We start from the raw sequence: 23,451 nt of genomic DNA, 5'->3' as shown, positions 1-23,451 counted from the left end.
TTTTTATCTATGGGTTATTTATTAGCAAGGGCGAACATAAGCTCGCCTTCGACTACCACTTTGTCGCCTACCTTAGCCACAGCTTGGCCTTTGACAATGGTTCCTTTTACACGTGTAATCGTCATTTCTAAAGTTAGTGTATCACCAGGTACGACCTGTTGTCGCCAGCGAATACCATCTGCACCCGCAAATAAACCAATTTTACCTTTATATTCAGGCATCGACAGAACAGCTACGGCACCTACTTGCGCCAAAGCTTCAACAATCAGCACACCGGGCATAACCGGATAGCCAGGAAAATGTCCTGCGAAGAACGGTTCATTAATCGTAACATTCTTTATACCTACAGCTCTAACCCCTTCTTCAACCTCCAAAATACGGTCAACAAGCAGGAAGGGCGGGCGATGAGGAATGATCTCTTGAATCTGGTTGATATCTAGCATAGCGGCTTAAAAACTCCTCTCAAAATACTTGTATAAAATACAAGGTAATCACTTACAATAGGGATGTCCCTTCATTTACTGCAGAAGTGAAGGTTCATATAGGGAGCTTATGTACAGGTCTGTGTTACAGACTTATACATAGGCTCTTTTTTACGTATTATTTCAATTTGGCTCCTCGATTTAATACAAGGAACTGAATAATATAAATGAAGGAAGTTAAGAATGAGACCCCGATTACAAACCATAAATAGGTAATTGCGAAGGTTAACTGAAAAACAATGAAGAGGATCGCAAAATAGTACAGAACCGTCGTTAGCTTTCCCATCACATTGGCAGGAACTGTTAATTTGCCCCTGAAATGAAAGAAGGCAGAGCCCATAATCATACCTAAATCACGAATGAACATCGCCGCAGCTGCCTGCCAAGGAATCAATCCCGAGATAAGCAGGGATAAGATCACTGCAATCATCATGCTCTTATCAGCGAGTGGATCCAGCATAACACCAACGGGTGTGATAAGCCCGCGAGTTCTTGCGATATAGCCATCTAGGATATCCGTAAGTCCGGCTGCCAGTAAAATAAAAAAGGCAACTTGGATATGGCCATTAAAAAAAATCACGAGGTACACAGGGATTAGAACAAACCTGCTGATAGTGAGCATGTTCGGTATATTCAAAGTACCCCTCCTGCGCGTTAGTATCCCATATCTGTTACATTTAGCCTTCATTCATTATACCGCTGCTTACACAAAAATAAAACTCCCATGCGGGAGTTAGAGTTAATTCGCAAATACCAGATCGTATAAATGCCGCCAAGTACTCATATGAAAGATTTCCCCCGCTGGCTGATGACCCAGCTTGGTATAACCTACCCATAGGCCGATGAAAACAGCTAGCACGCATAGCACAGGAATACGAATGATTTTGAAAATAAGCCATATTATAAGGAGCCATTTCGGCCTTGGTTTCTTCTTTGGTGGAGCAGGCTTGTCTGACATCTAGCCCTATCCCTCCCTTTCTAAGATCAGGCGCGCAAATTATTAGCGATATTCATCATCTGATCCGAAGACGTAATAGCTCGGGAATTGAGTTGAAGCGCTCTTTGCACGATAACCAGATCTGTCATTTCATCCGAAAGCGTAACGTTAGATTGCTCCAGAAAACCCTGCATAAGACTAACACGGTTAGCTGGGTTGTCCACTAGGGGGTTCACATTCTGTAAGATGTTGGCCTTCTCCACGTCGTTTAACCCGCTTGGTAACGCGTAAAGGTTATTTCCAACATCTTGGAGAAGCTGCGGACGTACAACACGAACGAGCTTGATTCGGCCCAAATTGATTGGCGCAGCACTAGGATCCTGTTCGCTGTAGCCATTAATCGTCCCATTTTTTTCAACGACTGGTCGAATGCCCGCGGGTATGAGGATCGGGCTAACGTTAGCACCTGTACCATCCACGCCCGTAACAAAGTGACCGTCTTTCGTTGTCAGTACGCTTCCGCCATTAGCATTAGGACTTAAGCTGAATGCCCCGTTGCGAGTCCAAGCCGTTTGCCTTTGACCGTTAGCATCCAGCTCGCCTGTCTGTACTTCAAATAGTCCGTCTCCCTGAATCGCAAAGTCCGTCCCATTCCCCGTGGACTGAATCGGCCCTTGGGTCAAATTCGTCTGGATTTGGACCAGCTTCGAGCCCCATCCTTGGTTAAACCCAAGGGGTGAGAACCGTCCTTGCTGACGGAACCCTTCCGGTTGCGATTGGACTTTCGTTAGAACGTCTTCGAAGGAGGCTTCCTTCTTCTTGAAACCGTTCGTATTCACATTCGCAATGTTATTGGAGAGAATATCCAGCTTTTGCTGTAAGCTATGCATGGATACCGATGAGTTAATCATGGAATTGTTCATGGTCCTGCCCCTTCGCCAGCTAGATTAGACGCGCCCAACTTCATTCGCGGCTTTTTCCATACTTTTATCATAAGATTGGATTACCTTTTGGTTTGCTTCATAAGCGCGAAGCGCTGACATCATATCGACCATTGATTGCGCAGAATCCACATTAGAGCGTTCTATGAAGCCTTGACGAACCTCAACCTGGTCCCCTGGAGCAACCTGTGTAACCGACGCTTCATCGCCTGGATTAATTCGCAGCAGCCCGTTGCCTTCACGCAGCAAAAGATTCGGATCCTCAACACGTGAGAGCATCAACCCTACCGGTTGGCCAGTCGGTCCCCGAAGCGGACGGCCGTCCCCATCTAGGAACTCACCCTTGTCTGTTACCTTAAAGGAGTGAATCGGCTGACCCGCTCCGTCAATCAACAGCAGGGGTTGTCCATCTCGACCCAGTACACGATCACCGTTGGCATTCACCAACTGGCCTGATGCATCCACTGTGAACTTCCCGTTCAAAGAATACCGCTGCTCGCCAGCCGCATTCAGTACCGTAAACAATGCCTGAGGCTGAAACGTACGCTCTCCGTCCGCATTCACGAACTTACCCGAAGCGTCAAAGGCCATACCTGGCACTTGGATGTTGGACACAAGGGCAAAGTCGAAGGGATTCTGCGTTTCCTGCAAATCTCCTTGCGCATGAATAGAGATGTTCTCCTCGGAGAATACACCTAAACTCATCTTCCCAATGGGAGCTGTCGAGGCACCTTGTCCACCGCGAATCGTCGATATCAGCATCTCCGGGAACGATCGAGACAAAGCATTGCCTTGTTTAAAGCCCGGGGAATTAATGTTGGCAATATTATTCGTAATGGTATCGTGTCTGCGCTGCTCGGAGATCATGCCTGCCGCCGCGGTATACAGTCCTCTTAACATCTCTTCACCTCTTGGGTAGTATGTTTAATTAAAATTTACGTTTGGTAACCTTGTCTAAGTTATCGAGCATAATGCCTGTTCCTTTAACAACACAGGACATCGGATCTTCAGCAATTAATACAGGTACTTTCAGCTCGTCCGCTAGCAATTGATCGAGCCCATGCAGCAAAGCTCCGCCACCTGTCAAAATAACACCACGGTCAATAATGTCTGCCGATAGCTCTGGAGGTGTTCGCTCCAATACACTTTTGGCGGCCGTCACGATGGAGGAAACCGGATCCCACAGCGCTTCTTGTACTTCACTGGAGTGAATCGTGATCGTCAGTGGTAAACCGGATACCATATCTCTACCGCGAATATCCATCTCTTGATCTCTACCGTGTGGATATACCGTTCCGATTTTCAGCTTGATATCTTCGCTCGTCCGTTCACCAATCAGCAGCTTGTACTTATTTTTGATATATTTCGTGATCGCAATATCGAACTTGTCGCCTGCAATCTTAATGGAGGAGGAGGTGACGATGTCGCCCATGGATAGCACGGCCACATCCGTCGTCCCTCCGCCGATATCTACAACCATATTGCCGCTAGGCTGGAAGATGTCCATACCGGCACCAATTGCTGCTGCCTTCGGTTCTTCTTCCATGAATACCTCTCGGGCACCGCTGCGCTCAGCCGCTTCGCGGATCGCCTTCTGCTCAACCGAGGTGATGTTGGTAGGGGCGCAGATCAGTATTCTCGGATGAGAATACCAGTTCTTGCCCCCTACTTTCGCGATAAAATGCTTCAACATCATTTCCGTAATATCAAAGTCCGCAATAACGCCATCTTTCAATGGACGAATCGCGATAATATTGCCTGGCGTTCTACCCACCATGCGGAAAGCTTCTTCTCCTACAGCCAGCACGCGTTTCGTATCGCTTTCAATCGCAACTACGGAAGGCTCATCGAGCACGACGCCGCGTCCTTTTACATGAATAAGCACATTCGCCGTGCCGAGATCTATTCCAATATCCTTGCTTAACATTTCTAGTTAATCCTCCCTAAACCTACCGTCCATCCCGTGAAGAATCGGCGCTCTTGTATATAGTTCTAATTATAAGCTAAATTCGCTAGAAATGCATTAATTCCTCTTTTTGTGTGAAAATTCGACACGGGAAGTATAAAGGAAACCTTTCGGGATGAAGGGTATATTTAGGACTTGACCGTGACCAGGTTTTCGGAATGCTTCGGATTTCGGGTTTTCCGGTACTTAATTTTCGTAGCTTCTCCTCCTCTTAGGTGCCTGATGGACTTGTGATACTCTAGAATGTGCTTCACCTGATTGGCCAGGTCCGGGTTGATTTCCGGTAGTCTTTCCGTCAAATCCTTGTGCACCGTGCTTTTGGAAACGCCGAATTCCTTAGCAATGGTGCGAACCGTATTCTTGGTCTCGACGATACAGGTACCAATCTTAATGGTTCGCTCTTTGATGTAATCGTGCACTCCCCTCGCCTCCCTACTCGAGATAGTTTGGTAAAGTATATGAGGGGCATGACTAGATATTCTACGTAGCCAAGCCTGACAAGCCCATTTCCCATATTTATTTTCAAAATAATCAAGAATAATCGATTCTGACGTCCTTCGGACAAGCGTTTTTGGTAAAATTAAAGCGAAGCAAAGTAAAAACTAATCCTTATATCCATGCAAAAAAGCAGCAGGATATACCCGCTGCCTTTACTTTATGTAGCTGCCGCCTATACATCGAAACGAATTACTGCTTAGCGTTTAAAAGCGTTTCTGGATTAATCGCTGCATTATCACTAACTTGGCGGATTTCAAAGTGCAGATGCACGCCGTCCTCTTTCTCGAACTCGTTGCGTCCTGCTTTGGCGATGATGTCGCCTTTTTTCACTTCAGCGCCTTTGGCTACTTTCACCTCGGACAAGCTTTGGTAAATACTGATCAAACCGTTGCTGTGTGTAATTTCAACGAGATTGCCAACAACCGGATTCTGCTCAACCGCAGTCACCTTGCCGCTCAGAGCAGCTAATACTTCGAATGCAGCGTCATCTTTGGCTTTCAAGTCAATAGCAGTATGCGGCGTCAATTGATCGTTATATTGAATCATTGCCGTCTGCTTCACTTCTTTTGTTGCATTCGTGTCATAGAAGGGGATGGAGACTTCGACTAGTGATCTGTCTTTAACAGGCCACTGTATCGTTTCGGTTTGTGCGTTGACCGCGACCGCCCCGTCCGGTGCTTTGGTAGTGTCTGTCGCTTTGTCGCTGCTAACCTTAATGCCCAGATCTGCTTCGCTGACTGTATTCTTCCCGGCGTCCTGGTACACCCACATTAAGGTTAAGATAATTGCTGCTGCTGCCATATACGTTGCTGGGAATACCCACTTCTTAGCAAGCAACCTCTTCCATGTGGATGTCGTACTTTGTGCTCCTTGTGCAGTTTTAGGAGCTTCTTCTTTCTGAAAACCTTTGTTTTGATCATTCATGGTTATCACCTCATCAACCATTCTTGACACATTTAAAGGTTTTATACTTGAAGAAAGATATTTTTATAGAAACGTTAAAGGATTACGATTTTTGTATAAAAGGTGTCGCTTTTTCGATAGAGATGCCTGTGTAATAGTAGGTTACGATTTGCTCCGCGGTTTTACCTTCCTTCGCCATACCATTAGCGCCCCATTGACTTAAGCCAACACCATGCCCATATCCGTAGGTGGTTATCGTAATTTTGGAGCCTGACCATGTCCATGTAAATTGAGAGGATGCTAGTCCTAGCTTCTCTCTTACTTCACGACCTGAGAATATTTTACCGCCGATAGATATGGTTTTAATCCGGTGGCCGGTCGACCACGCTAGTACTTTCATGTTTCTGGCGCTTGTACCTGTTGTTGCTATACTCGTAACGCCTAGCTTCTGAAGCATACTCTTGTAACTGAGATCTACGGTTTCTTGATAGCGAGAAGATAACTTAATATCCCAAGGGCTTGGCACACTGCGCAGGTAAGGACTCTTGAACGGCCAGTAGTCTTCCGAGTTCTCGGTATATCCATTACTTGTCGAGAAAAAGGTGGCGTTGATAGGTTTATGCTCATAAGTGAGAATTAGATCTTTGGTTTCATTCACAGCTCTATCGATTTTGGCCATATTCGTCTCGTAACGCTTGTCCCATCTGTCTTTGAGCTCTTGTTCCGTGATATAAGCTTGATGCGCAGTTGTGTCTGTCACAAGTGCATCGCTAACCGGCATATTGCTGAAATCCTTCTCAAGCACTCTTCGCACGACATAAGTCCTAGCCGCCATAGCCTGCGCTTTGAGCGCCTCCAGTTCGAATTCAACCGGCATTTCGGCGGCGAGCACACCTTTCACGTACTGTTCCAGCGGTACCGTCTCAATCGTCGCTTTCTTGGTCAGATACACGGGAATCATTAGGCCTTGTTCGGTGATTGTTTCCTTGAAGAGTCCGTCTTTTGCAACTTGGATGGGAAGTGGCGCGCCGCCATCCGGAATCTTCTTAACTAGCATTCCTGGAACGATCATAGTCACACAAAGCATGGAAGATAAGCAAACAGCCATCCAAAGGATGACCCTGTGGTTAATCACGCGTTTCTTCTTCAACTTCATCTAAGCAGCCTCCATAAGCGCGTTTACTAGCAGGTATTTGATATGACTTAGCTTATGAGAGGGATTACTAGAATAGAACAATGGACTATCTTATAAAATGCGTGAGATTGTGGATGCTAGAGCATACGGGAAATTAAAAAGAGCCATAGGAGTTACCCCTAATGGCTCTTCAATCCTAAGCAAGCGTCGGCTGGATGTTGAAAAAACCCAACTCCGCAACTTCCTGCTCCACTTCTTGCGGTACCGATCTTTGAATATCAGCACCTAGCTCACGCAGTACGTCAGTAATATCGACATACCCGCGATCAATATGGTGAACGCCTGTAATTTCGGTTTCACCTTCTGCAGCTAGCGCCGCTAGAATAAGGGCCGCTCCTGCCCGCAGGTCTGTTGCGCATACCTTCGCACCTTGCAGCCTGGCATTGCCGCTCACGATAGCTGTACGCCCATCGACCTTGATATGAGCGTTCATGTTCGAGAACTCCTCGACATGCATGAAGCGATTCTCGAACACAGTCTCGGTCACGAGGCTCGTGCCGTCCGCCACCATGAGCAGCGCCATCATTTGCGACTGCATATCGGTTGGAAAGCCCGGATACGGCAGCGTCTTCACATCAACCGCGCGAAGCGGCCCCGAAGCGCAGACACGAATACCGTTCTCATCTTCTTCGATGATAACGCCCATTTCTTGCATTTTAGAAATAACAGGTCGGAGATGGTCTCCAATAGCACCCTCCATATACAGTTCACTACCCGTAATAGCTGCGGCAATCATATATGTACCCGCTTCTACGCGATCCGGAATAACCGTATGTACAACACCACGAAGTTTCTCTACGCCTTCTATGCGAATAACGCCTGTTCCTGCCCCGCGAATCGTCGCGCCCATGGCATTTAGGTAATTCGCCAAATCGACAATTTCCGGCTCTTTAGCAGCATTCTCAATGATAGTCGTACCCTCTGCGAGCGTAGCTGCCATCATGATGTTCTCGGTTGCGCCTACACTGGCTACATCGAGATAAATTTTGGCACCCTTCAGGCGCCCTTTCACTTTAGCTTCGATATACCCTTGACCCAGTTCGATATCGGCACCCATCGCTTCAAAGCCTTTGAGATGCTGATCAATTGGCCTTGTGCCAATCGCACAGCCGCCTGGGAGCGAAATTCTCGCTTGACCAAGCCTTGCTAACAAAGGACCCATCACGAGGAAAGAGGCTCTCATTTTACGGACTAGATCATAAGATGCTTCACATGTGTTAATGTTGTGAGCACGAACACGAATAACCTGACGGTTATATTCCACTTCAATACCTAAGCTTTGCAATACTTTATTAATGACTAGTACATCGTCAAGGGGAGGCGCATCATGGATGACGCTTTCACCTTCCGAACCCAGAATGGAAGCTGCAATAATCGGTAGAACCGCATTCTTTGCTCCGTTGATTTTCACATTGCCAGCTAACTTTCGGCCACCGCGGACGATAATTTTGCTCATCATGGTCCCTCCGCGCACTTATTTTAAATTACAAGGTTTTGCACATTTCTTAAGTCTATCATTCAACCCATACTGTTACAACTGTGTTCTTTTGGTATTCCAACTGACCTACATAGAGTTCGGAGAAGGATTCATTTTTCGATCCGTTCTATTATCCATTGTTGACAACAAAGTTGTTCATTATTCGAATAATATGATTAAAACATCTTACCGAAGCCCATCGAAAGGCCTAAATATTGAATAAAAAAACTCGCAACTAAGTGTCCGAGGGCAATAGAAAGCAAAATTTGCAGCATAATCGCTTGAGCAGCCTTAGGCCTTTTGAGCAGGACATCGAAGCGGAACGCTTGCAGCGCCCACCACGACAGGCCAATACACATGATGTAGACAGCAATATCCACCATATTCATCATCGAAGCATATTTCGCCGCTTCACTCCATTTACCTGTATCTGCCATAAGTCACTCCTCTTCGGTTTTACCGATTGATTACTTTAGCGAGCAGTGTTACGAATTCAGCTCGTGTCGCTTGCTCATCAGGCCGGAAGGTGCCGTCCGAATAGCCGCTTATCCAGCCATCCGCTGACATTTGTTTCAGGATCCCCACACCCCAATACGTATCATTCACATCGCTAAAAGGGGAGTTGCCCCGTCGTTTCCCTGTCATATTCATGCTGCGGGCAAGCATCTGTGTCATCTCCATACGTGTAAGCGTACGGTCAGGCCCAAATGTTCCATCCGGGTAACCGTCAACAATATTCGCCTGAACCGCTTTGGCTACGTAATCGTAAGCCCAATGCGAAGCATCCATATCGCTGAAACGCAGCTCCTGGCGTTTAGACAACTTCAAAGCTCGCGTCAATACCGTTGCTGCCTCCGCACGTGTAATGGGCTGATTTGGAGCAAAACGGTAGTTTCCGTAACCGCTAATCACACCTTGCTCCGTAAGCTTACTAATGGCATCCTTTGCCCAATGCCCATCAATATCGGCAAATCCACTCACCAGCGTGTAACTGCCTACTTTTAGCCTATACATTTGACTCATAAACCATTGGTTTGCTTGAAGCTTGATATAATAAGTGCCTGCTGGTAGGGTTTTCTCGATAAAGAATTGATCCGAACCATAATCATTTCGATAAAAGCCTTGTTCCTTCAAAGAACTATCATAAAGCGTTGCATATAAAATGCGTGATGTCGGTATGTTCGTTAAACGCACTTGGGCGAGACCGTCTTTGCTCATACGGAATTCGAACCAATCAACGTCATCATTTTTACTAAATACACCCTCATACACAGAATTCATCGCAGCAAAAGTAGCTTGATACGATTTATCATTCGGCTCATTCGGATCGATTAACTTCGGCGTGTACTCAATATCTAACGTATACTCTCCCGTAATGGGCTCAGAGTAGTCCTTCACATTGCTGACACGAATGTAATACTGACCAGGGAGCAGATCCATTAGAGAGCTGACCTCGGTACCTCCATCTCCGGCTTGGTCGATCGTAATCGACTTTTCCCCTTCCTTCTGAAAAAGGATCATCGGATCTATACGCCCCGTATCTGCGGATAGCCTGATTCGCATTGTTCCTGATTGTTCTAACGAAATTGCAAACCAATCCAGATCTCCTTTTTGATGAAAAGTTCCTCGGATCGTTTGACTCCGATCAGGTAAAGCAAATGCTTTATACTGCTTATCATTATCCTCAAATGGATCCTTGTAAATAACAAAATCCGTTCGCATCGAGTAATTTAACGCCGTCTTGCGGGAACGATCCACTGTCTGCAGCTGTACATACGTGCGACCTTTGGTCACAGGGACCGTGAAAGGCTGACTCCCAACCGTTGTACTATTCGCGATAAACGTTTCTCCGGAATCGAAACGCACTCGGATACCCGAGCTGTCTGCGCTGTTCAGCCATAAATTAATAAACCCATCATAAGCCGCATCAATGGCATACCAATCTTGGTCTTGTGCCGAGCTAAGATCAGCTTTAATAGCTGCATGAATCGACAATACGGCAGCTTGATTCAAATTTTCGTTAGGCTCAAAACGATCCTCCTTGTAGGGCTTCGTCAGTGCTAAATCCACTCTTAACAAACCATAGCCCGTTTTGGAATCCCATCCCGCTGATTCCAGGTCTTCAGCCGTCTGCTCGAGTTGCGCACGAACTTGATACACATTCATACTCGGGTATTTGCCCCATACCAAAGCTGCGGCTGCAGCAACCTGGGGTGCAGACATGGAGCTTCCATCTTGATACTGATAGCCGCCACCCAGTGCTGTTGTGTATACATCCCAAGGCGCCACAAGACTCAGCTCTGGACCAAAGTTCGAACGAGAATCAGCATGCTTTTCCGAATTAACGCCCCCTACAGCTAGAACAGTTGGATAGGCTGCGGGGTATTTCACACTCGTACTTTCATTGCCAACAGCGGCAACAAGCAGTACATTACGCTCCTCTGCATACTGCACAATGCCTTCCATATACTCGGAATATTTGTTCAACCCTAGGGAAAGCACGACTATTTTCGCACCGTGATCCACGGCGTACTTAATGCCTTCGCCAAGCTTGGCTTCGCCGCCTGTACCGTCAGCCTCCAAGGCTTTGATTGGCATAATCTTGGCATTAGGGGCTATGCCTGCAATCCCTTTATCGTTATTGAACGCGGCCGCAATGATACCTGCTACGTTCGTTCCATGTCCATTATCATCTTGAGGCTTTTTCGAAGGCTGAAGCAAGTTCACACCATCGACCAAACTACCTACTAAATCAGGATGTGCAAGATCAACGCCCGTATCGACGACCGCTACGACAATGGGTGTCCGAGAATCTCCTGCTGCAGCCCATGCTTGATCGATGTGGATCATGTCCAGATAGGTTTGTTTCACCCTCATAGGATCCGTCGACACCGGGTAGGCTGCTTCTACTTTAGTTATCCCTGTAAGTCCCCCAACAAGCATCATGAGTATAATGAGCCAAAGGTGTCGAGTACATTTCATGAAATCACAAGTCCTTTTTGTTGTATGATCTTTTTTCCTTCTCTATCTATACCACATTACCCGTCTTCTCGATATATATAACGGTTTTTCGTCGCAGAAAGTTCAGAACTTGAGCAAAATATTTTTGCATGTATGTATGTGATGGCGGACAATCATTCTCCTGTATATTGTACATCGAAATGACAAGCTGTGAAGCGTTTGGAATAATTTGCTGCTAAAGCGCTCAAGCCAAAATGAGATAAACCTTTATCGAGGTCTTTCGATGATGAGCGACCGTGTTTATAGGTAGGTTTATGCCAATAAAAATGCTGTTCTTCACGCTTTAGTGCTGTAAAAAAGAAAAAACTCAGGCTGCGCCCTTGTCTTTCATATAAACCCCTTTTGCATAACGAGAAATGGATGTTGGGTACAAAAGGACAACTTATTGTTCGTCAGTGTAGAATGAGCTTTTAGCGTTTTACAGCTGAATCCCTATGGCTTCACCAATGTTCAGGGAGAACTATGAGCAATAGCCTAAAATAACTGCGAAAATGCAGGTATTTTTGCTAAAACATTTTAGAAGTGGAAAAGCTTGCTAATATGCAGGAATTTTTAGCTTTTCCATCCCGAAATTAAAATAAGACCGAAAAAGCCTGCACGATTGCAGGAATTTACGAATATGCGCTATTTAAAGAAAAAAAGAATGTACAATTGCAGGTTTATCAAACCCAAAGTCGCGCCTTCTCGTTAAGGTTCGCTCAAGCCCAAAACATACAAATTCTCGTGTTAAAAAAGCCTTCCCCCACACTTAAGCAGGGAAAGGCTTACTCATAAACTTACATAATCAAAAAATCCTTCGTCAAGGTGAAAATGGCTTCGATGCCTTTCAGCACAAGGTGTGGGACCACGCCCAGCGCCACGCTGATGAGGGCACATAACCAAACCGTTATCCCTAACGGAATCGACACCTTAATCTCGGCAGGCTCGTAGTCGCTGCGCATAAACATTTGGCGTACGATACCGAAATAGTAGTAAAAGGATACCACGCTAGTAGCGATCATCAGCGACCCTAGCCAATAGTGCTGGGTCTGCATCGTTCCTAGGATGATGTACAGCTTCCCGAAAAACCCGCCAGATAAAGGAATGCCAGCCAATGAAAGCACGATGAGCACCATGGCTACGGCGGTTATCGGGGCCCTGTAATAGAGACCAGCAAAACCTTTCCCCTCGGTGTGGCCTTCAGCCTGCTCTATGATCATCAGCACAGCGAAAGCTCCGATATTCATAAACAAGTACGCGATCAGATAGAAAATAAATTCAGAGAAGTTCGCGTAGTGAGTACCGGAAAAGTAAGTTCCGATCGGAACGAGTAAGTAACCTGCATTAGCAATTCCTGAGTAGGCCAAAAGCCTTTTCATATTCGTTTGCTTCAGCGCAATGAAATTACCGGTTACCATCGCAATGGCCGCCATGACCGATATGGCAAGGAACACATCCGATTGAAAGCTGCTGTTCTCGAAGCTGCTAAATCCAAACAACACATAGAATACGCGGAATAGGATTGCGAAGCCGGCGCCTTTGGACACGACAGCCAAAAATGCCGTCACTGGCGTCGGTGCGCCTTGGTACACATCCGGTGCCCAGCTGTGGAACGGGGCAGCGGCGATTTTGAAGCCGAAGCCAGCCAGCAGCATGAAGAATGCTACATAAAGCAGCGGTTCGTAAGCAGTTACAAGCGATGGAAGTGCTGCACCAATTTGCGACAAATTGCTGGAACCAACCATTCCGTATAGGAAGGACATGCCATACAAGATGATCGCGGAGGAAATACCGCCCATGACCAAATACTTGAAGGCACCCTCGTTAGACTTGTTATCTTTCTTCTTCATAGCAACGAGCAAGTACGAAGTAATACTGAGCAGCTCCAACCCAACGTACAGCGTAATAAGGTCACCCGAGGATGACATAATCATCGCGCCGAGCGCGGCGGGCAGATAGAAGTAGTAATACTCCCCGACATGTGGGATGGCATCTTCTTTGATGAAGCTTAAGCTCATCAAGACAACGAAGCCCGTACCTACTAAAGTGAACAATTTGAGCAGATTCGAGAAATCATCCACTCTGTAGCTATTATTGAGCAGCCCAATAGCCTCTTCTGGATTCAACTGCAGTATAACGAATATCGCAGAAATAGCGATGCCAACCAACGTCAGCCATCCAATTATCGAGCGACTAAGCCTGTTTGGGAGGACCAAATCCAAGAGAGATAGGATGATCGCGGTGGCAACCAGCGAAAGCTCAGGGAGCAGATGCACTAAATCAGCGACATAGAGTCTTATCTGTTCCACTGGTCTAACCTCCTATCTTCCCGGCTACGCTCTGGATCAATTGATCCAAGCTGCCTATCGTTTGCTGTAGCGGCTGACTCAGCACGCTTGGGTATATACCAAGCAAGAGAATGAACGCCACCAATGTAATCATCGGCACCGCCTCGATTAATCTAGCGTCGCGCATGCCTTGCAGCTGCAGGTTCGGCTGTTTAGCGCCGAACGTGATGTTCAGAACCCCGCGCAGCACGTAAACCGCGGTGAAAATAATCCCCAGTGTACCGACGATCGCGTACACACGGTGCGTTTCGAAGAGTCCGAGAAACGCGAGGAACTCACTGATGAAGCCGGATAAGCCCGGCAATCCGAGCGATGCCATACCAGCGACCAGCAGAATGCCGCTGATGAACGGTATCGAGCTAGCTAGACCACCTAATTGGTCGAGCTGCGTCGTTTGGGTCCGCTCGTAGATGCTGCCTACGAGCAAGAACATCAGGGCCGAGATGAGGCCGTGTGAGATCAGTTGGAACACGGCGCCCTGCAGGCCCGACACGTTGAACGCGGCGAGACCGAGCAGGACGATGCCCATGTGGCTAATACTCGAGTAAGCCAGCACGAGCTTGAAGTCCTTTTGGACCATGGCGAGAATCGCGCCGTACACGATGTTGATGACGCCGAGCATCGCCAGCATCCAGGCCCACTGCTTGGCTTCCCCCGGGAAGAACAGGATGCCGAATCGGATGAGGCCGTAGGCCCCCATTTTCAGCAAAATCCCCGAGTGAATCATGACGACAGCAGGCGGAGCCTCTGTATGTACTTTGAGCATCCATGTATGGAACGGGAAGATCGGCAGCTTAATGCCGAAGGCGACCAGCAGCATAATGAATACGGTCCACTTCATGGCCGGACTAAGGAAGAATGGCGTTCCTTCTTGATTGACATAAGCGGCGGGATCTTGCAGCAAATTATGTGCAATCGTATGAATGTCACCGCTGTAGTAAATGACTGCTTCCGTCTGCGAAGGCACCTGGTTGAATCCAGCCGTGCTAACGAGAATTAAGAACGCGATCAACATGATCGCCGAGCCAAGTCCATTGTAAAGCAAGAAGCGGTTGGCAGCTTGCTCCCGGTTCATATACCCCCAAATACCAATCAAGAAGAACATCGGTACCAGTGTAATTTCGAAGAACAAGAAGAACAAGAAGAGATCCTGTGATAAGAAAACTCCGAACATGCCGGTTTCCAGCAGCAAGAACAGAATAAAGTACGTTTTCCAGCGTTTCTTGATATACACCGAAGCTAAAGCAGCCATTGACGAGATTAGTGCGGTTAAAAACACGAGCGGCAAGGAAATGCCGTCTACCGCGAGCGAGTACTTAAACTCGAAGAAATACGAAGTAATTTGCTGAATGCCCTCATGGTTAAGCGGAACTTTGATCCAGTCCAGCTGTTCTTTATACTGAACCGGATCACCCTGATAGTTATAATCGACATACAACCACGCCGCCAAAATAAGCGGAATCAGTGTCGTGACAATACCAATTGTTTTAATCAAACGGCCTCGATCACCACGGATGAAGAGCAAGACCAGAATGCCAAGCAAAGGCGAGAAGGCGATCATACTTAGGATGGGTATACTAGCCAGCATGGATGAACCTCCTTCCTGCGATGGCGAGTACCAGAATCAGCATCCCCAGAATCATGATGACACCATAGGTTTGTAGTTGACCATTTTGGAGACGGGAGCCTAATCGCCCTAGTCCGACCACAGTAAAGGCGACCAACCGCACAATACCGTCAACGATATACACATCAAACAGTTCGAGGATCCAACCCAAACCGCGAAGCGGTTTTACAATGACACCATCATAAATTTCATCAATGAAATATTTACGATTGAGCAGCGTGTACAGCCACGGCATTTTACTGGAAACCACATCGCGCGGAATGGTACGTTTGAGATAGATGAGATAACCGAGCCCAATACCAAGCAAACCAGCTAGTGTGGACAAAATAATAACGGTCCAATTGGCTTTCTCATCATGATCATGTCCAGTCAACCACTGACTGAGCCATTCGTTAAACGGCGTATTCACAAAGCCCGCAACAACTGCAAGCACAGCAAGAATAATCAATGGTGTGGTCATGGTTGCTGGAGACTCATGGGGTTCATGAGCGGTATGTGCTCCATGACCATGATCATCGTGATCGTCGTCAGCTGTCTTTGCTTTGCCTCTAGGTGATCCCATAAATACGAGGAAGAACAGACGTGACATATAGAACGCCGTGAAGAAGGCAGCAATGACACCGACCCAGAACAAGAGTTGGTTATGCTCGTAGGCTTCAGTCAAGATCATATCCTTCGACCAGAATCCTGCGAAAGGGAAAATGCCTGACAGTGCCAGCGTACCAATCGCGAATGTCCAGGTCGTGATTTTCATTTTGCGGGATAAACCGCCCATTTCGTTAATGTCTTGCGTATGTACAGCGTGAATCACACTGCCTGCGCCCAAGAAGAGCAGCGCTTTGAAGAAGGCGTGCGTGAACAAATGAAACATGCCTGACGTATAGGAGACACCAATCCCCAGCGCCATCATCATATAGCCGAGTTGACTCACCGTTGAGTAGGCGAGAATGCGTTTAATATCGTTCTGAGCGATACCAATCGTGGCTGCAAAGATCGCTGTGAAACCACCCACATAGGCAACCACAAGCAAAGCATCCGGCGATGCGTGGAAAATATCAAAGGTTCGCGAAACGAGATACACCCCAGCGGCAACCATCGTTGCTGCGTGGATTAGCGCACTTATCGGCGTTGGACCTTCCATCGCATCTGGCAGCCACGTATGCAGCGGGAATTGACCAGACTTACCCATCGCTCCGATGAAGATCAGAATAGCAATCCATGTGATGATGGTTGGGTCGATTTTGCCCGTTGTAAAAGCATTATGAATAGATGTGAAATCAAGTGCATGCCCTGGCATATACCAGTACAGCAGCAGAATGGCAATAAACAGGCCCACGTCCCCGATGCGGGTAACGATGAATGCCTTTTTCGCAGCAGCCTTTGCCTCTGGTTTGAAATACCAGAATCCAACGAGCAGGAAGGAACATACCCCTACGAGCTCCCAGAAGATGTAAAGCTCCAGCATATTTTCCGAGATGACAAGGCCAAGCATAGAGAAAGAGAACAAAGCGATATAACCAAAAAACACGTGAATTCGCTCGTCGCCTTTCATATAGCCTTTGGAATAAATGTTCACCAGCAAAGACACCAGTGTTACAATCACGAGCATCAAGGCGTTCAAATTGTTAACCTCAAAGCCCATATTCAGCGTGAAATCGCCCACTTGCAGCCAATGCAGCTTATTCCACGTGAAATCCTCCACTTTGCCGCCAATTCGTTCAACGAAAATCAGCAAAGCCACGATAAATGAGGCCAGCATCGCGAAAATGCTGATGTAAATACCTAGATCTTTTAATTGACGTCCCATAGCCGTAAGCGCTAGAAAAGCAAGCAGCGGAAACAACGGAATGAGCCAGGCGTACTGTGAATAGTCCGATACCATATCCTTGTTAGCCTCCTAGCGCTTCATAGAATCCAAATCCGTAACTTCTACTGTCCCTTTATTTCTGTAAATGGTAATTAGAATCGCGATCCCGACAGCCGCCTCAGCTGCTGCTATGGTGATGTTGAAGAGCGAGAAAATCTGTCCGGTAAGTGCCGGATGGTCACCAAGCTTCGAAAAAGCAATCAAATTCAAGTTCACCGCATTCAGCATAAGCTCAATCGAAAGCAGGACGATAACCCCGTTCTTCTTCGTTAACGCACCGTATAAACCGATGCAAAACAGGATTGCCGCCAGCGTGAGATAGGGAGTAATAATATTGCCCACAGCTAATCCTCCTCTCTCTTCGCGACTACGATGGCACCGATGAAGGCTACCGTCAGCAGCACCGACATGATTTCGAAAGGAATAACGTGCTCGTTATAGAGCAGCTTTCCGATTTCTAGTGTGTTATCCTTACCGGCATCCAGGGTACCTGAAGCGACGAAGGTTGTTTTTTGTATGGCATAAAATAACACCCCGAACAATCCCAAAGCACCAATAATCGCTAGGCCTTCATGCCAAGGTCGCTTAGGCTCCTCTTCTTCTCCTTGCCTGTGCCTCGTCATCATAATGCCGAAAATCATCAGAATCGAGATCGCACCTGCGTAGATCAACACTTGCACGAAAGCTACAAACTCAGCCTCCAGAATGACATATAGCCCTGCCAAACTAATAAACGTGAGCGCAACGGCAATAACCATATGAACGACTTTGGTAAAAGAAATCATGAAAATGGCTCCGCCGATGGCAAGCAAGGCGAAGATGAAGAAAGCCCAGCTTGAACCGCTAGATAGGAAATCACCAATTCCGCTAAACATCTTTCTTCGCCCCCCCTTTTGGCAAGGCTGAGTTGTTCTCTTGACGGATATTTTGCGTGTTCTCGCTTAACCACTGCATATTTTTGAACAGATCATCACGACTGTAGGTACTCAGCTCAAAATTATTCGTCATGACGATAGCTTCAGTCGGACACACCTCGGTGCAGAGATCACACAGAATGCAAATCTCGAAGTTAATATCGTATGTATCGATAACCTTCCCCTTTTTCTCGGGGTCGGGGTTCGCTTTACCGGTCAGGGTAATACACTCCGTCGGACAAACGCGTGCACATTGATTACACACAATGCATTTCTCTGGATCAAAATATTGAATACCGCGAAAGCGGTCCGGCATTTTAATCGGGACGTCAGGGTATGCGTACGTTATTTTTTTCTGTGTCATACTTTTAAACGTTACGCCTAAACCTTTCATTATGCCCTTCATTCGTTTCCCTCCTTAGAGTTTCCGTAAGGAAACTTGCATCGTAAGCATTAACTGAGTTTTGCTTTAGCAAAACTGACTTCGAAAGCATGGGCTAGAGTTTCCGTAGGAAACTTGCATCGTAAGCATTAATTGAGTTTTGCTTTAGCAAAACTGACTTCGAAAGCATGGGCTAGTGTTTCCATAGGAAACTTGCATCGTAAGCATTAACTGAGTTTTGCTTTAGCAAAACTGACTTCGAAAGCATGCCTGCGAGCAAAAACTGGCTTTTATCGGTTGATCTGGGCAGTATCCAGAAATCCTTGTCGCGAGAGGAACGTCGATGCGCTATTTGTCCCTTTTCTTCGATAAAAAGCGCTCCAACGGAACGTCGTTCCGCTATTCGCTTGAAATGGATGCTTTTTCCCTTGTTTCGGTCTAAATAGCGTATCGTAGTTCCCTTTCGGGATCGAAACAAGCATTTTGCCGGAAATAAGGTACTCAGGTTCCGCTTGATCATCACAGAAGCCTATTCTGCATGTTTTCAACCTATAGCAAAGCTTTCTACTTTTGCCTATATGATGGTCATTACGATCGCTGTGATCAGCATATTTACCAGTGCCAGTGGAAGCAGCACTTTCCAGCCGAATCCCATGAGTTGGTCCACTCGTACCCGAGGCAGCGTCGCGCGCAGCCAGAATAGGAAGAACACAACCGAAGAAAATTTCAACAGGAACCAGATAATACCCGGAATGAAATCAAGGAATGGGAACGGCGAGTGCCATCCACCCAGGAAAATCAAGCTAGTAAGGGAAGCAATGACGAACACGTAAACATACTCCGACAGCATGAAAAAAGCGAAGCGGAAACCGCTGTATTCCACATGGTAACCAGCAACAAGCTCAGACTCCGCTTCCGGCAGGTCAAATGGCGTTCGATTGAGCTCCGAGACCCCGGCTATAACGAAAATGATAAAGCCTAGAATCTGGGGAATGAAATTCCAATGCCAGAAACCGCCTGTTTGATGATCAACGATCGTATGTAGATTTAGACTACCCGTCATCATGATGACACCGATAACGGAGATGACGAGCGGTACCTCGTAACTGATCATTTGAGCTGCGGAACGCATCCCGCCAAGCAGCGCATATTTGTTATTAGATGCCCATCCGCCGAGGATAATTCCAATTGTAGAAATCCCCGTTAAGGCTACATAAAAGAGCAGTCCGACATTCAAATTCGCATTAAACATCCGATCCGAAAACGGAATCGTAGCAATAATCGTGAACGAAGGGATAAACGTAATGACAGGCGCCAGAATGAAAAGCTCGCGCTCCGCTTTTTTAGGAATCGTATCCTCTTTAATAAGAAGCTTGAAGACGTCCGCAACACTTTGCAGAAGCCCGAAAGGCCCCGTTCGGTTCGGTCCGATCCGCATCTGCATCCAGCCGATAACCTTACGCTCGAAGTAGATCGCATAGGTTACGAAGCCTAGGACCAACATCAGCATAACGATGCCCCAGAACAGGAAAACGAAGAAGTTCGTCCAAGTTAGACTCTCCTCCAATAAATTCACCATTAGGCATCCACCTCCCCAACGACAATATCGATGCCGCCTAGAATCGTAATCAAGTTGGTCATCGACTCACCGACCAGCAGCTTGGGCAAAATTTGCAGATTCACGAAGGAAGGTCTGCGGAATTTCAGACGGAAAGGCTCTTGTTTGCCTCGGGAAATAATGTAGCAGCCTATTTCTCCGCGCGGAGACTCGATAGCTGAGTACACTTCTCCTTCTGGAGGGCGTATCACCCTAGGCACCTTGCCCATGGTTTCACCTTGCTCCGGGAACTGTTCCACGGCTTGCTCCAGAATACGAAGGGATTGCTTCACTTCCTCCATACGCAGCAAGTAGCGATCATAGCAGTCACCGCCGCTGCGAACAGGCACGTCGAACTGAAAGCGGCTGTACAAGCTGTACGGCTGCGTTTTGCGGATATCCCAGTCTACACCCGTACATCTTAGGTTAGCGCCGCTAAGGCCATATGCAATGGCTGTCTCTGCATCATACTTGCCTACACCCTTGATACGGGATAGAAAGATTTCATTCCCAGTTACTAACGTGTGATACTCTTCCAATTTCCCGTACATATAAGGAATAAACTTCTTAACTTTATCGATCCATCCGTCAGGAGCGTCCCATTTCACCCCGCCTACACGCATGTAGTTGTAAGTTAAACGAGCGCCGCATAATTCGTTAAACAGATCAATAATAATTTCTCGATCACGGAACGCGTATAAGAACGGGCTCATCGCGCCAATATCCAGCAAATAGGTACCCCACCAAACCATGTGAGAGGCGATACGTTGAAGCTCCATCACGATTAAGCGAAGAAACTCCGCTCGTTCTGGTACTTCCAGCTGCATCATTTTCTCTACGGCATTCACAAGCACGTAGTTGGTCGTCATCGCCGATACGTAATCCATACGGTCCGTGTAAGGAATAATTTGTGTATAGCTAAGGTTCTCAGCTAGTTTCTCTGTTCCTCTATGTAGATAGCCCATCACGGGTATTGCTTCTTTAATAACTTCCCCATCCAGCTTCACAATCACGCGGAAAACCCCGTGCGTACTAGGATGCTGAGGACCAACGTTTAACAGGAGTTCTTCTGTCCGTAACACGAGCTACACCTCCGGGTCAAGCGGTTCGTAATCTTTGCGTAGGGGATGGCCGACCCAATCGTCAGGCATCATGATTCTTACTAAGTTAGGGTGACCTGGGAAATCGATACCCAATAGGTCATACACTTCCCGCTCATTCCAGTTCGCGGTAGGCCATACTGGAGCCACAGAAGGAATACTTGGCTGTTCTCGATCTGTTTTCACTTTCACACAATACTCATTCTTGTGTGTGAGTGAAAGCAGATGATACGCCACCTCTAGGTGCGTCTCTTGGTCTACGCCCGAGAGATTGCGCAAGTAATCGCAGCGCAGCTCCTCGTGATCCCTGAGCGTCTGTGCGGCCTGTGACCAGCGCGAGCTGTGAATGACCACGTAAGGACGATGCGCGTCCCTTTCGTTGATGAATGCGTCGACGACGGCGTCTTCGCCAACGTCGGCTTTCAGGATGTTGACCAGCCGATCAAGCAGCGGCTGGTTCGGTGAAGGCTCCTTCGGCGCTTCAGGCTCCGCCGACTCGGGCTTCGCCGCGCGCGCGCTAGCTCGCGCAGCGCGTGCTTCTGCGGCGGCCTGGGCTTTGGCCGCCTTCTCGTCGTCCCCAGCGTCCGCAGGCGCTGGGGTTTCGGCTCCAGCCGACGCGGGCTCGCCCGTCGGCTCAGCGGCCGCCCGGCTAGCTGCGCGGGCGGCTCTCGCCGCGGCGCGCTCCGCTGCCGCGTCACTCCCCTTCGCTGCGCCTGCGTCGCCGCTGCTTGCAGCTCGCTCCGCAAGCTCAGCCGCAGGCGCGTCGCTCGGCTCGCTCGTCGTCTGCGCAGCCGGATCAGCCGCTTGTATCTCCGCCGCGCGATCTACAGCCGCTTGCACGTCAGCGCTAAGCGGCGTCTTACTCGCACGCGCCTCCGGCGTAAGCTCGCCCACTTCTGCAATCGCCTCTTCTAACGGCGATTCTTTCACTTTCTTATCATCAGCAGGAGGTGTATGATCTACTTTACTCTCCGGCTTCTTCTCATCACTCATCGATTGGTCACCTGCTTCCCAGTCTTCGCTTCATAGCGAATCTTCTCCTGAAGCTTGTTTATCCCATAAATGAGTGCAGCCGGGTTCGGTGGACAACCTGGAATATAAACATCAACCGGAACAATTTGGTCAACTCCCTTAACGACGGAGTACGACTTCACATAAGGTCCACCTGCCGTAGCGCAGGACCCCATCGCAATGACCCATTTCGGTTCAGGCATTTGTTCGTAAAGTCGGCGCAGCAAAGGAGCCATTTTCTTCGTTACTGTCCCCGCCACAATCATGACATCAGATTGTCTAGGAGACGTACGGAAGATGACTCCGAAACGGTCTAAATCATAATGAGATCCGCCGGTCCCCATCATTTCGATGGCACAACAGGCCAGACCAAAAGTTAACGGCCAAAGCGAATTACTGCGAGCCCAAGCTTTCACTTGCTCCAGTGTCGTCATAAAGACGTTACGGTTTAATTCTTCCCGTTCTTCGGGAGATATTGACTCTAAACTGAAGTCCATTGCAGCACCTTCTTCTTCCAAGCGTATATTAATCCAATGGCAAGCAAGGCTACAAAAATACACATTTCCACTAAAGCAAAAAGTCCAAGCTGATTAAAAGCAACAGCCCACGGATACAGGAACACGGTTTCCACATCAAAGATGACAAACATCAAAGCAAATAAATAATAACGAATGTTAAACCGGATTTGTCCCTCACCTACAGGCTCATTACCACTCTCATACGTCGTATACTTCTCATCGACAGGTTTACTCGGTCTTAACCATTTGCCAGCCGTTAGCGCTACAATAGGGAGAATAATACCCAACCCTAGAAAAATCGCTACGATTACATAGTTATTTGTATACATCATGTGAATGTAACCGCCTCCATTCGTATTTGCTTTTCTTTTGCGTGCTACTAGTTTTGGTAATATTCACCTTCAATATTATAACAAAAAGCCTTTTGGGCGTCGATGACTAATTCCAAACCTTACTTTTCATCAGTCCTAGTGAGTAGATTTCCCAAATGTATCCTAATCTAGTCATGCAATTAATAAAGTGATTAGTCAGTTATCGATTAGGCTAATAAGTAGCAGTGGATGATGAAAAGCAAAACACCGTCCTTGGAGCAAATAAGAACATTCCTGTAGACGCTAATATTTGGCCTTTGAAATAAAAGGAGCGTCTCCTGTACGATGGGGTTGCAACGGGTCAATGCCCTTAATAG

23 protein-coding genes are annotated in these 23,451 nt (G+C 47.4%); all 23 read right to left on the bottom strand.

Annotation, left to right across the window (positions count from 1 at the left end; translation table 11 throughout):
- Nucleotides 1-14: 14 nt before the first annotated feature.
- The 23 genes from fabZ to ASG93_RS11875 all read right to left on the bottom strand — a co-directional run bounded on the left by fabZ (nucleotide 15) and on the right by ASG93_RS11875 (nucleotide 23,092).
- Nucleotides 15-443: a 3-hydroxyacyl-ACP dehydratase FabZ gene (gene fabZ / locus ASG93_RS11990; RefSeq protein ID WP_029195635.1), complete on the bottom strand. Its 429-nt coding sequence runs from the start codon at nucleotides 441-443 to the stop codon at nucleotides 15-17.
- Nucleotides 444-600: 157 nt separating this feature from the next.
- Nucleotides 601-1,119, bottom strand: a complete 519-nt coding sequence (locus ASG93_RS11985; RefSeq protein WP_056832171.1) for a CDP-alcohol phosphatidyltransferase family protein — start codon at nucleotides 1,117-1,119, stop codon at nucleotides 601-603.
- A 102-nt stretch (nucleotides 1,120-1,221) separates the two neighbouring features.
- Nucleotides 1,222-1,440, bottom strand: a complete 219-nt coding sequence (locus ASG93_RS11980) for a DNA-directed RNA polymerase subunit beta (RefSeq protein WP_056832169.1) — start codon at nucleotides 1,438-1,440, stop codon at nucleotides 1,222-1,224.
- Between the two features lie 26 nt (nucleotides 1,441-1,466).
- Nucleotides 1,467-2,342, bottom strand: coding sequence for a flagellar hook-basal body protein (locus ASG93_RS11975; protein ID WP_056832167.1), 876 nt, complete (start codon nucleotides 2,340-2,342; stop codon nucleotides 1,467-1,469).
- Nucleotides 2,343-2,366: 24 nt separating this feature from the next.
- Nucleotides 2,367-3,260, bottom strand: a complete 894-nt coding sequence (locus ASG93_RS11970; RefSeq protein WP_056832165.1) for a flagellar hook-basal body protein — start codon at nucleotides 3,258-3,260, stop codon at nucleotides 2,367-2,369.
- Between the two features lie 28 nt (nucleotides 3,261-3,288).
- The gene (locus ASG93_RS11965) at nucleotides 3,289-4,287 is read right to left on the bottom strand and encodes a rod shape-determining protein (RefSeq protein ID WP_029195639.1); all 999 of its coding nucleotides are present in this window, start codon (nucleotides 4,285-4,287) and stop codon (nucleotides 3,289-3,291) included.
- Between the two features lie 167 nt (nucleotides 4,288-4,454).
- The gene (spoIIID, locus tag ASG93_RS11960; RefSeq protein WP_029195640.1) at nucleotides 4,455-4,745 is read right to left on the bottom strand and encodes a sporulation transcriptional regulator SpoIIID; all 291 of its coding nucleotides are present in this window, start codon (nucleotides 4,743-4,745) and stop codon (nucleotides 4,455-4,457) included.
- Nucleotides 4,746-5,013: 268 nt separating this feature from the next.
- On the bottom strand, nucleotides 5,014-5,748 hold the full coding sequence (locus tag ASG93_RS11955) for a M23 family metallopeptidase (RefSeq protein WP_056832163.1): 735 nt from the start codon (nucleotides 5,746-5,748) through the stop codon (nucleotides 5,014-5,016).
- Nucleotides 5,749-5,830: 82 nt separating this feature from the next.
- A complete protein-coding gene (gene spoIID / locus ASG93_RS11950) occupies nucleotides 5,831-6,883 on the bottom strand; it encodes a stage II sporulation protein D (RefSeq protein ID WP_056832161.1) in 1,053 nt (350 codons plus the stop codon).
- Nucleotides 6,884-7,058: 175 nt separating this feature from the next.
- A complete protein-coding gene (gene murA, locus ASG93_RS11945; protein WP_056832159.1) occupies nucleotides 7,059-8,378 on the bottom strand; it encodes a UDP-N-acetylglucosamine 1-carboxyvinyltransferase in 1,320 nt (439 codons plus the stop codon).
- Nucleotides 8,379-8,575: 197 nt separating this feature from the next.
- Nucleotides 8,576-8,836 (bottom strand): DUF1146 family protein, encoded by a 261-nt coding sequence (locus tag ASG93_RS11940; RefSeq protein ID WP_235550826.1) that lies wholly within the window; start codon nucleotides 8,834-8,836, stop codon nucleotides 8,576-8,578.
- Nucleotides 8,837-8,855: 19 nt separating this feature from the next.
- The gene (locus ASG93_RS11935) at nucleotides 8,856-11,381 is read right to left on the bottom strand and encodes a S8 family peptidase (protein ID WP_082614874.1); all 2,526 of its coding nucleotides are present in this window, start codon (nucleotides 11,379-11,381) and stop codon (nucleotides 8,856-8,858) included.
- An 815-nt stretch (nucleotides 11,382-12,196) separates the two neighbouring features.
- Nucleotides 12,197-13,708: an NADH-quinone oxidoreductase subunit N gene (locus ASG93_RS11930; RefSeq protein WP_056832157.1), complete on the bottom strand. Its 1,512-nt coding sequence runs from the start codon at nucleotides 13,706-13,708 to the stop codon at nucleotides 12,197-12,199.
- A 4-nt stretch (nucleotides 13,709-13,712) separates the two neighbouring features.
- Entirely contained in the window at nucleotides 13,713-15,335 is a 1,623-nt protein-coding gene (locus ASG93_RS11925) for a complex I subunit 4 family protein (protein ID WP_056832155.1), read from the bottom strand.
- A complete protein-coding gene (gene nuoL, locus ASG93_RS11920; protein WP_056832153.1) occupies nucleotides 15,325-17,256 on the bottom strand; it encodes an NADH-quinone oxidoreductase subunit L in 1,932 nt (643 codons plus the stop codon). Before nuoL ends, ASG93_RS11925 begins: the two co-directional genes overlap by 11 nt.
- 15 nt (nucleotides 17,257-17,271) lie before the next feature.
- Nucleotides 17,272-17,583: an NADH-quinone oxidoreductase subunit NuoK gene (gene nuoK / locus ASG93_RS11915; protein WP_029195649.1), complete on the bottom strand. Its 312-nt coding sequence runs from the start codon at nucleotides 17,581-17,583 to the stop codon at nucleotides 17,272-17,274.
- 2 nt (nucleotides 17,584-17,585) lie between these two features.
- Complete coding sequence (locus tag ASG93_RS11910) at nucleotides 17,586-18,116, bottom strand: NADH-quinone oxidoreductase subunit J (protein WP_056832151.1); 531 nt, start codon at nucleotides 18,114-18,116, stop codon at nucleotides 17,586-17,588.
- Nucleotides 18,109-18,561 carry an NADH-quinone oxidoreductase subunit NuoI gene (gene nuoI, locus ASG93_RS11905; RefSeq protein WP_029195651.1) on the bottom strand — a complete coding sequence of 151 codons (453 nt, stop codon included), beginning with the start codon at nucleotides 18,559-18,561 and terminating at the stop codon, nucleotides 18,109-18,111. The genes ASG93_RS11910 and nuoI overlap by 8 nt, the downstream gene beginning before the upstream one ends.
- 550 nt (nucleotides 18,562-19,111) lie before the next feature.
- Nucleotides 19,112-20,116, bottom strand: coding sequence for an NADH-quinone oxidoreductase subunit NuoH (gene nuoH, locus ASG93_RS11895; RefSeq protein ID WP_056832147.1), 1,005 nt, complete (start codon nucleotides 20,114-20,116; stop codon nucleotides 19,112-19,114).
- Entirely contained in the window at nucleotides 20,116-21,216 is a 1,101-nt protein-coding gene (locus tag ASG93_RS11890) for an NADH-quinone oxidoreductase subunit D (RefSeq protein WP_056832145.1), read from the bottom strand. The genes nuoH and ASG93_RS11890 overlap by 1 nt, the downstream gene beginning before the upstream one ends.
- Nucleotides 21,217-21,219: 3 nt before the next feature.
- Complete coding sequence (locus ASG93_RS11885; RefSeq protein ID WP_056832143.1) at nucleotides 21,220-22,227, bottom strand: NADH-quinone oxidoreductase subunit C; 1,008 nt, start codon at nucleotides 22,225-22,227, stop codon at nucleotides 21,220-21,222.
- On the bottom strand, nucleotides 22,224-22,742 hold the full coding sequence (locus ASG93_RS11880; RefSeq protein WP_029195655.1) for a NuoB/complex I 20 kDa subunit family protein: 519 nt from the start codon (nucleotides 22,740-22,742) through the stop codon (nucleotides 22,224-22,226). The genes ASG93_RS11885 and ASG93_RS11880 overlap by 4 nt, the downstream gene beginning before the upstream one ends.
- The gene (locus ASG93_RS11875) at nucleotides 22,727-23,092 is read right to left on the bottom strand and encodes an NADH-quinone oxidoreductase subunit A (protein WP_056832327.1); all 366 of its coding nucleotides are present in this window, start codon (nucleotides 23,090-23,092) and stop codon (nucleotides 22,727-22,729) included. The genes ASG93_RS11880 and ASG93_RS11875 overlap by 16 nt, the downstream gene beginning before the upstream one ends.
- Nucleotides 23,093-23,451: the final 359 nt, after the last annotated feature.

It is taken from the genome of Paenibacillus sp. Soil787, from assembly GCF_001429545.1.
GTDB lineage: Bacteria > Bacillota > Bacilli > Paenibacillales > NBRC-103111 > Paenibacillus_E.
This window is presented reverse-complemented; position numbering and strand designations above follow the sequence as displayed.

Coding starts and splice junctions, on each gene's coding strand:
- fabZ (WP_029195635.1), bottom strand. CDS start 443: ATGCTAGATATCAACCAGATTCAAGAGATCATTCCTCATCGCCCGCCC.
- ASG93_RS11980 (WP_056832169.1), bottom strand. CDS start 1,440: ATGTCAGACAAGCCTGCTCCACCAAAGAAGAAACCAAGGCCGAAATGG.
- ASG93_RS11975 (WP_056832167.1), bottom strand. CDS start 2,342: ATGAACAATTCCATGATTAACTCATCGGTATCCATGCATAGCTTACAG.
- ASG93_RS11970 (WP_056832165.1), bottom strand. CDS start 3,260: ATGTTAAGAGGACTGTATACCGCGGCGGCAGGCATGATCTCCGAGCAG.
- ASG93_RS11965 (WP_029195639.1), bottom strand. CDS start 4,287: ATGTTAAGCAAGGATATTGGAATAGATCTCGGCACGGCGAATGTGCTT.
- ASG93_RS11955 (WP_056832163.1), bottom strand. CDS start 5,748: ATGAATGATCAAAACAAAGGTTTTCAGAAAGAAGAAGCTCCTAAAACT.
- spoIID (WP_056832161.1), bottom strand. CDS start 6,883: ATGAAGTTGAAGAAGAAACGCGTGATTAACCACAGGGTCATCCTTTGG.
- murA (WP_056832159.1), bottom strand. CDS start 8,378: ATGAGCAAAATTATCGTCCGCGGTGGCCGAAAGTTAGCTGGCAATGTG.
- ASG93_RS11940 (WP_235550826.1), bottom strand. CDS start 8,836: ATGGCAGATACAGGTAAATGGAGTGAAGCGGCGAAATATGCTTCGATG.
- ASG93_RS11935 (WP_082614874.1), bottom strand. CDS start 11,381: ATGAAATGTACTCGACACCTTTGGCTCATTATACTCATGATGCTTGTT.
- ASG93_RS11925 (WP_056832155.1), bottom strand. CDS start 15,335: ATGCTGGCTAGTATACCCATCCTAAGTATGATCGCCTTCTCGCCTTTG.
- nuoL (WP_056832153.1), bottom strand. CDS start 17,256: ATGGTATCGGACTATTCACAGTACGCCTGGCTCATTCCGTTGTTTCCG.
- ASG93_RS11910 (WP_056832151.1), bottom strand. CDS start 18,116: ATGTTTAGCGGAATTGGTGATTTCCTATCTAGCGGTTCAAGCTGGGCT.
- nuoI (WP_029195651.1), bottom strand. CDS start 18,561: ATGAAGGGCATAATGAAAGGTTTAGGCGTAACGTTTAAAAGTATGACA.
- nuoH (WP_056832147.1), bottom strand. CDS start 20,116: ATGGTGAATTTATTGGAGGAGAGTCTAACTTGGACGAACTTCTTCGTT.
- ASG93_RS11885 (WP_056832143.1), bottom strand. CDS start 22,227: ATGAGTGATGAGAAGAAGCCGGAGAGTAAAGTAGATCATACACCTCCT.
- ASG93_RS11880 (WP_029195655.1), bottom strand. CDS start 22,742: ATGGACTTCAGTTTAGAGTCAATATCTCCCGAAGAACGGGAAGAATTA.
- ASG93_RS11875 (WP_056832327.1), bottom strand. CDS start 23,092: ATGTATACAAATAACTATGTAATCGTAGCGATTTTTCTAGGGTTGGGT.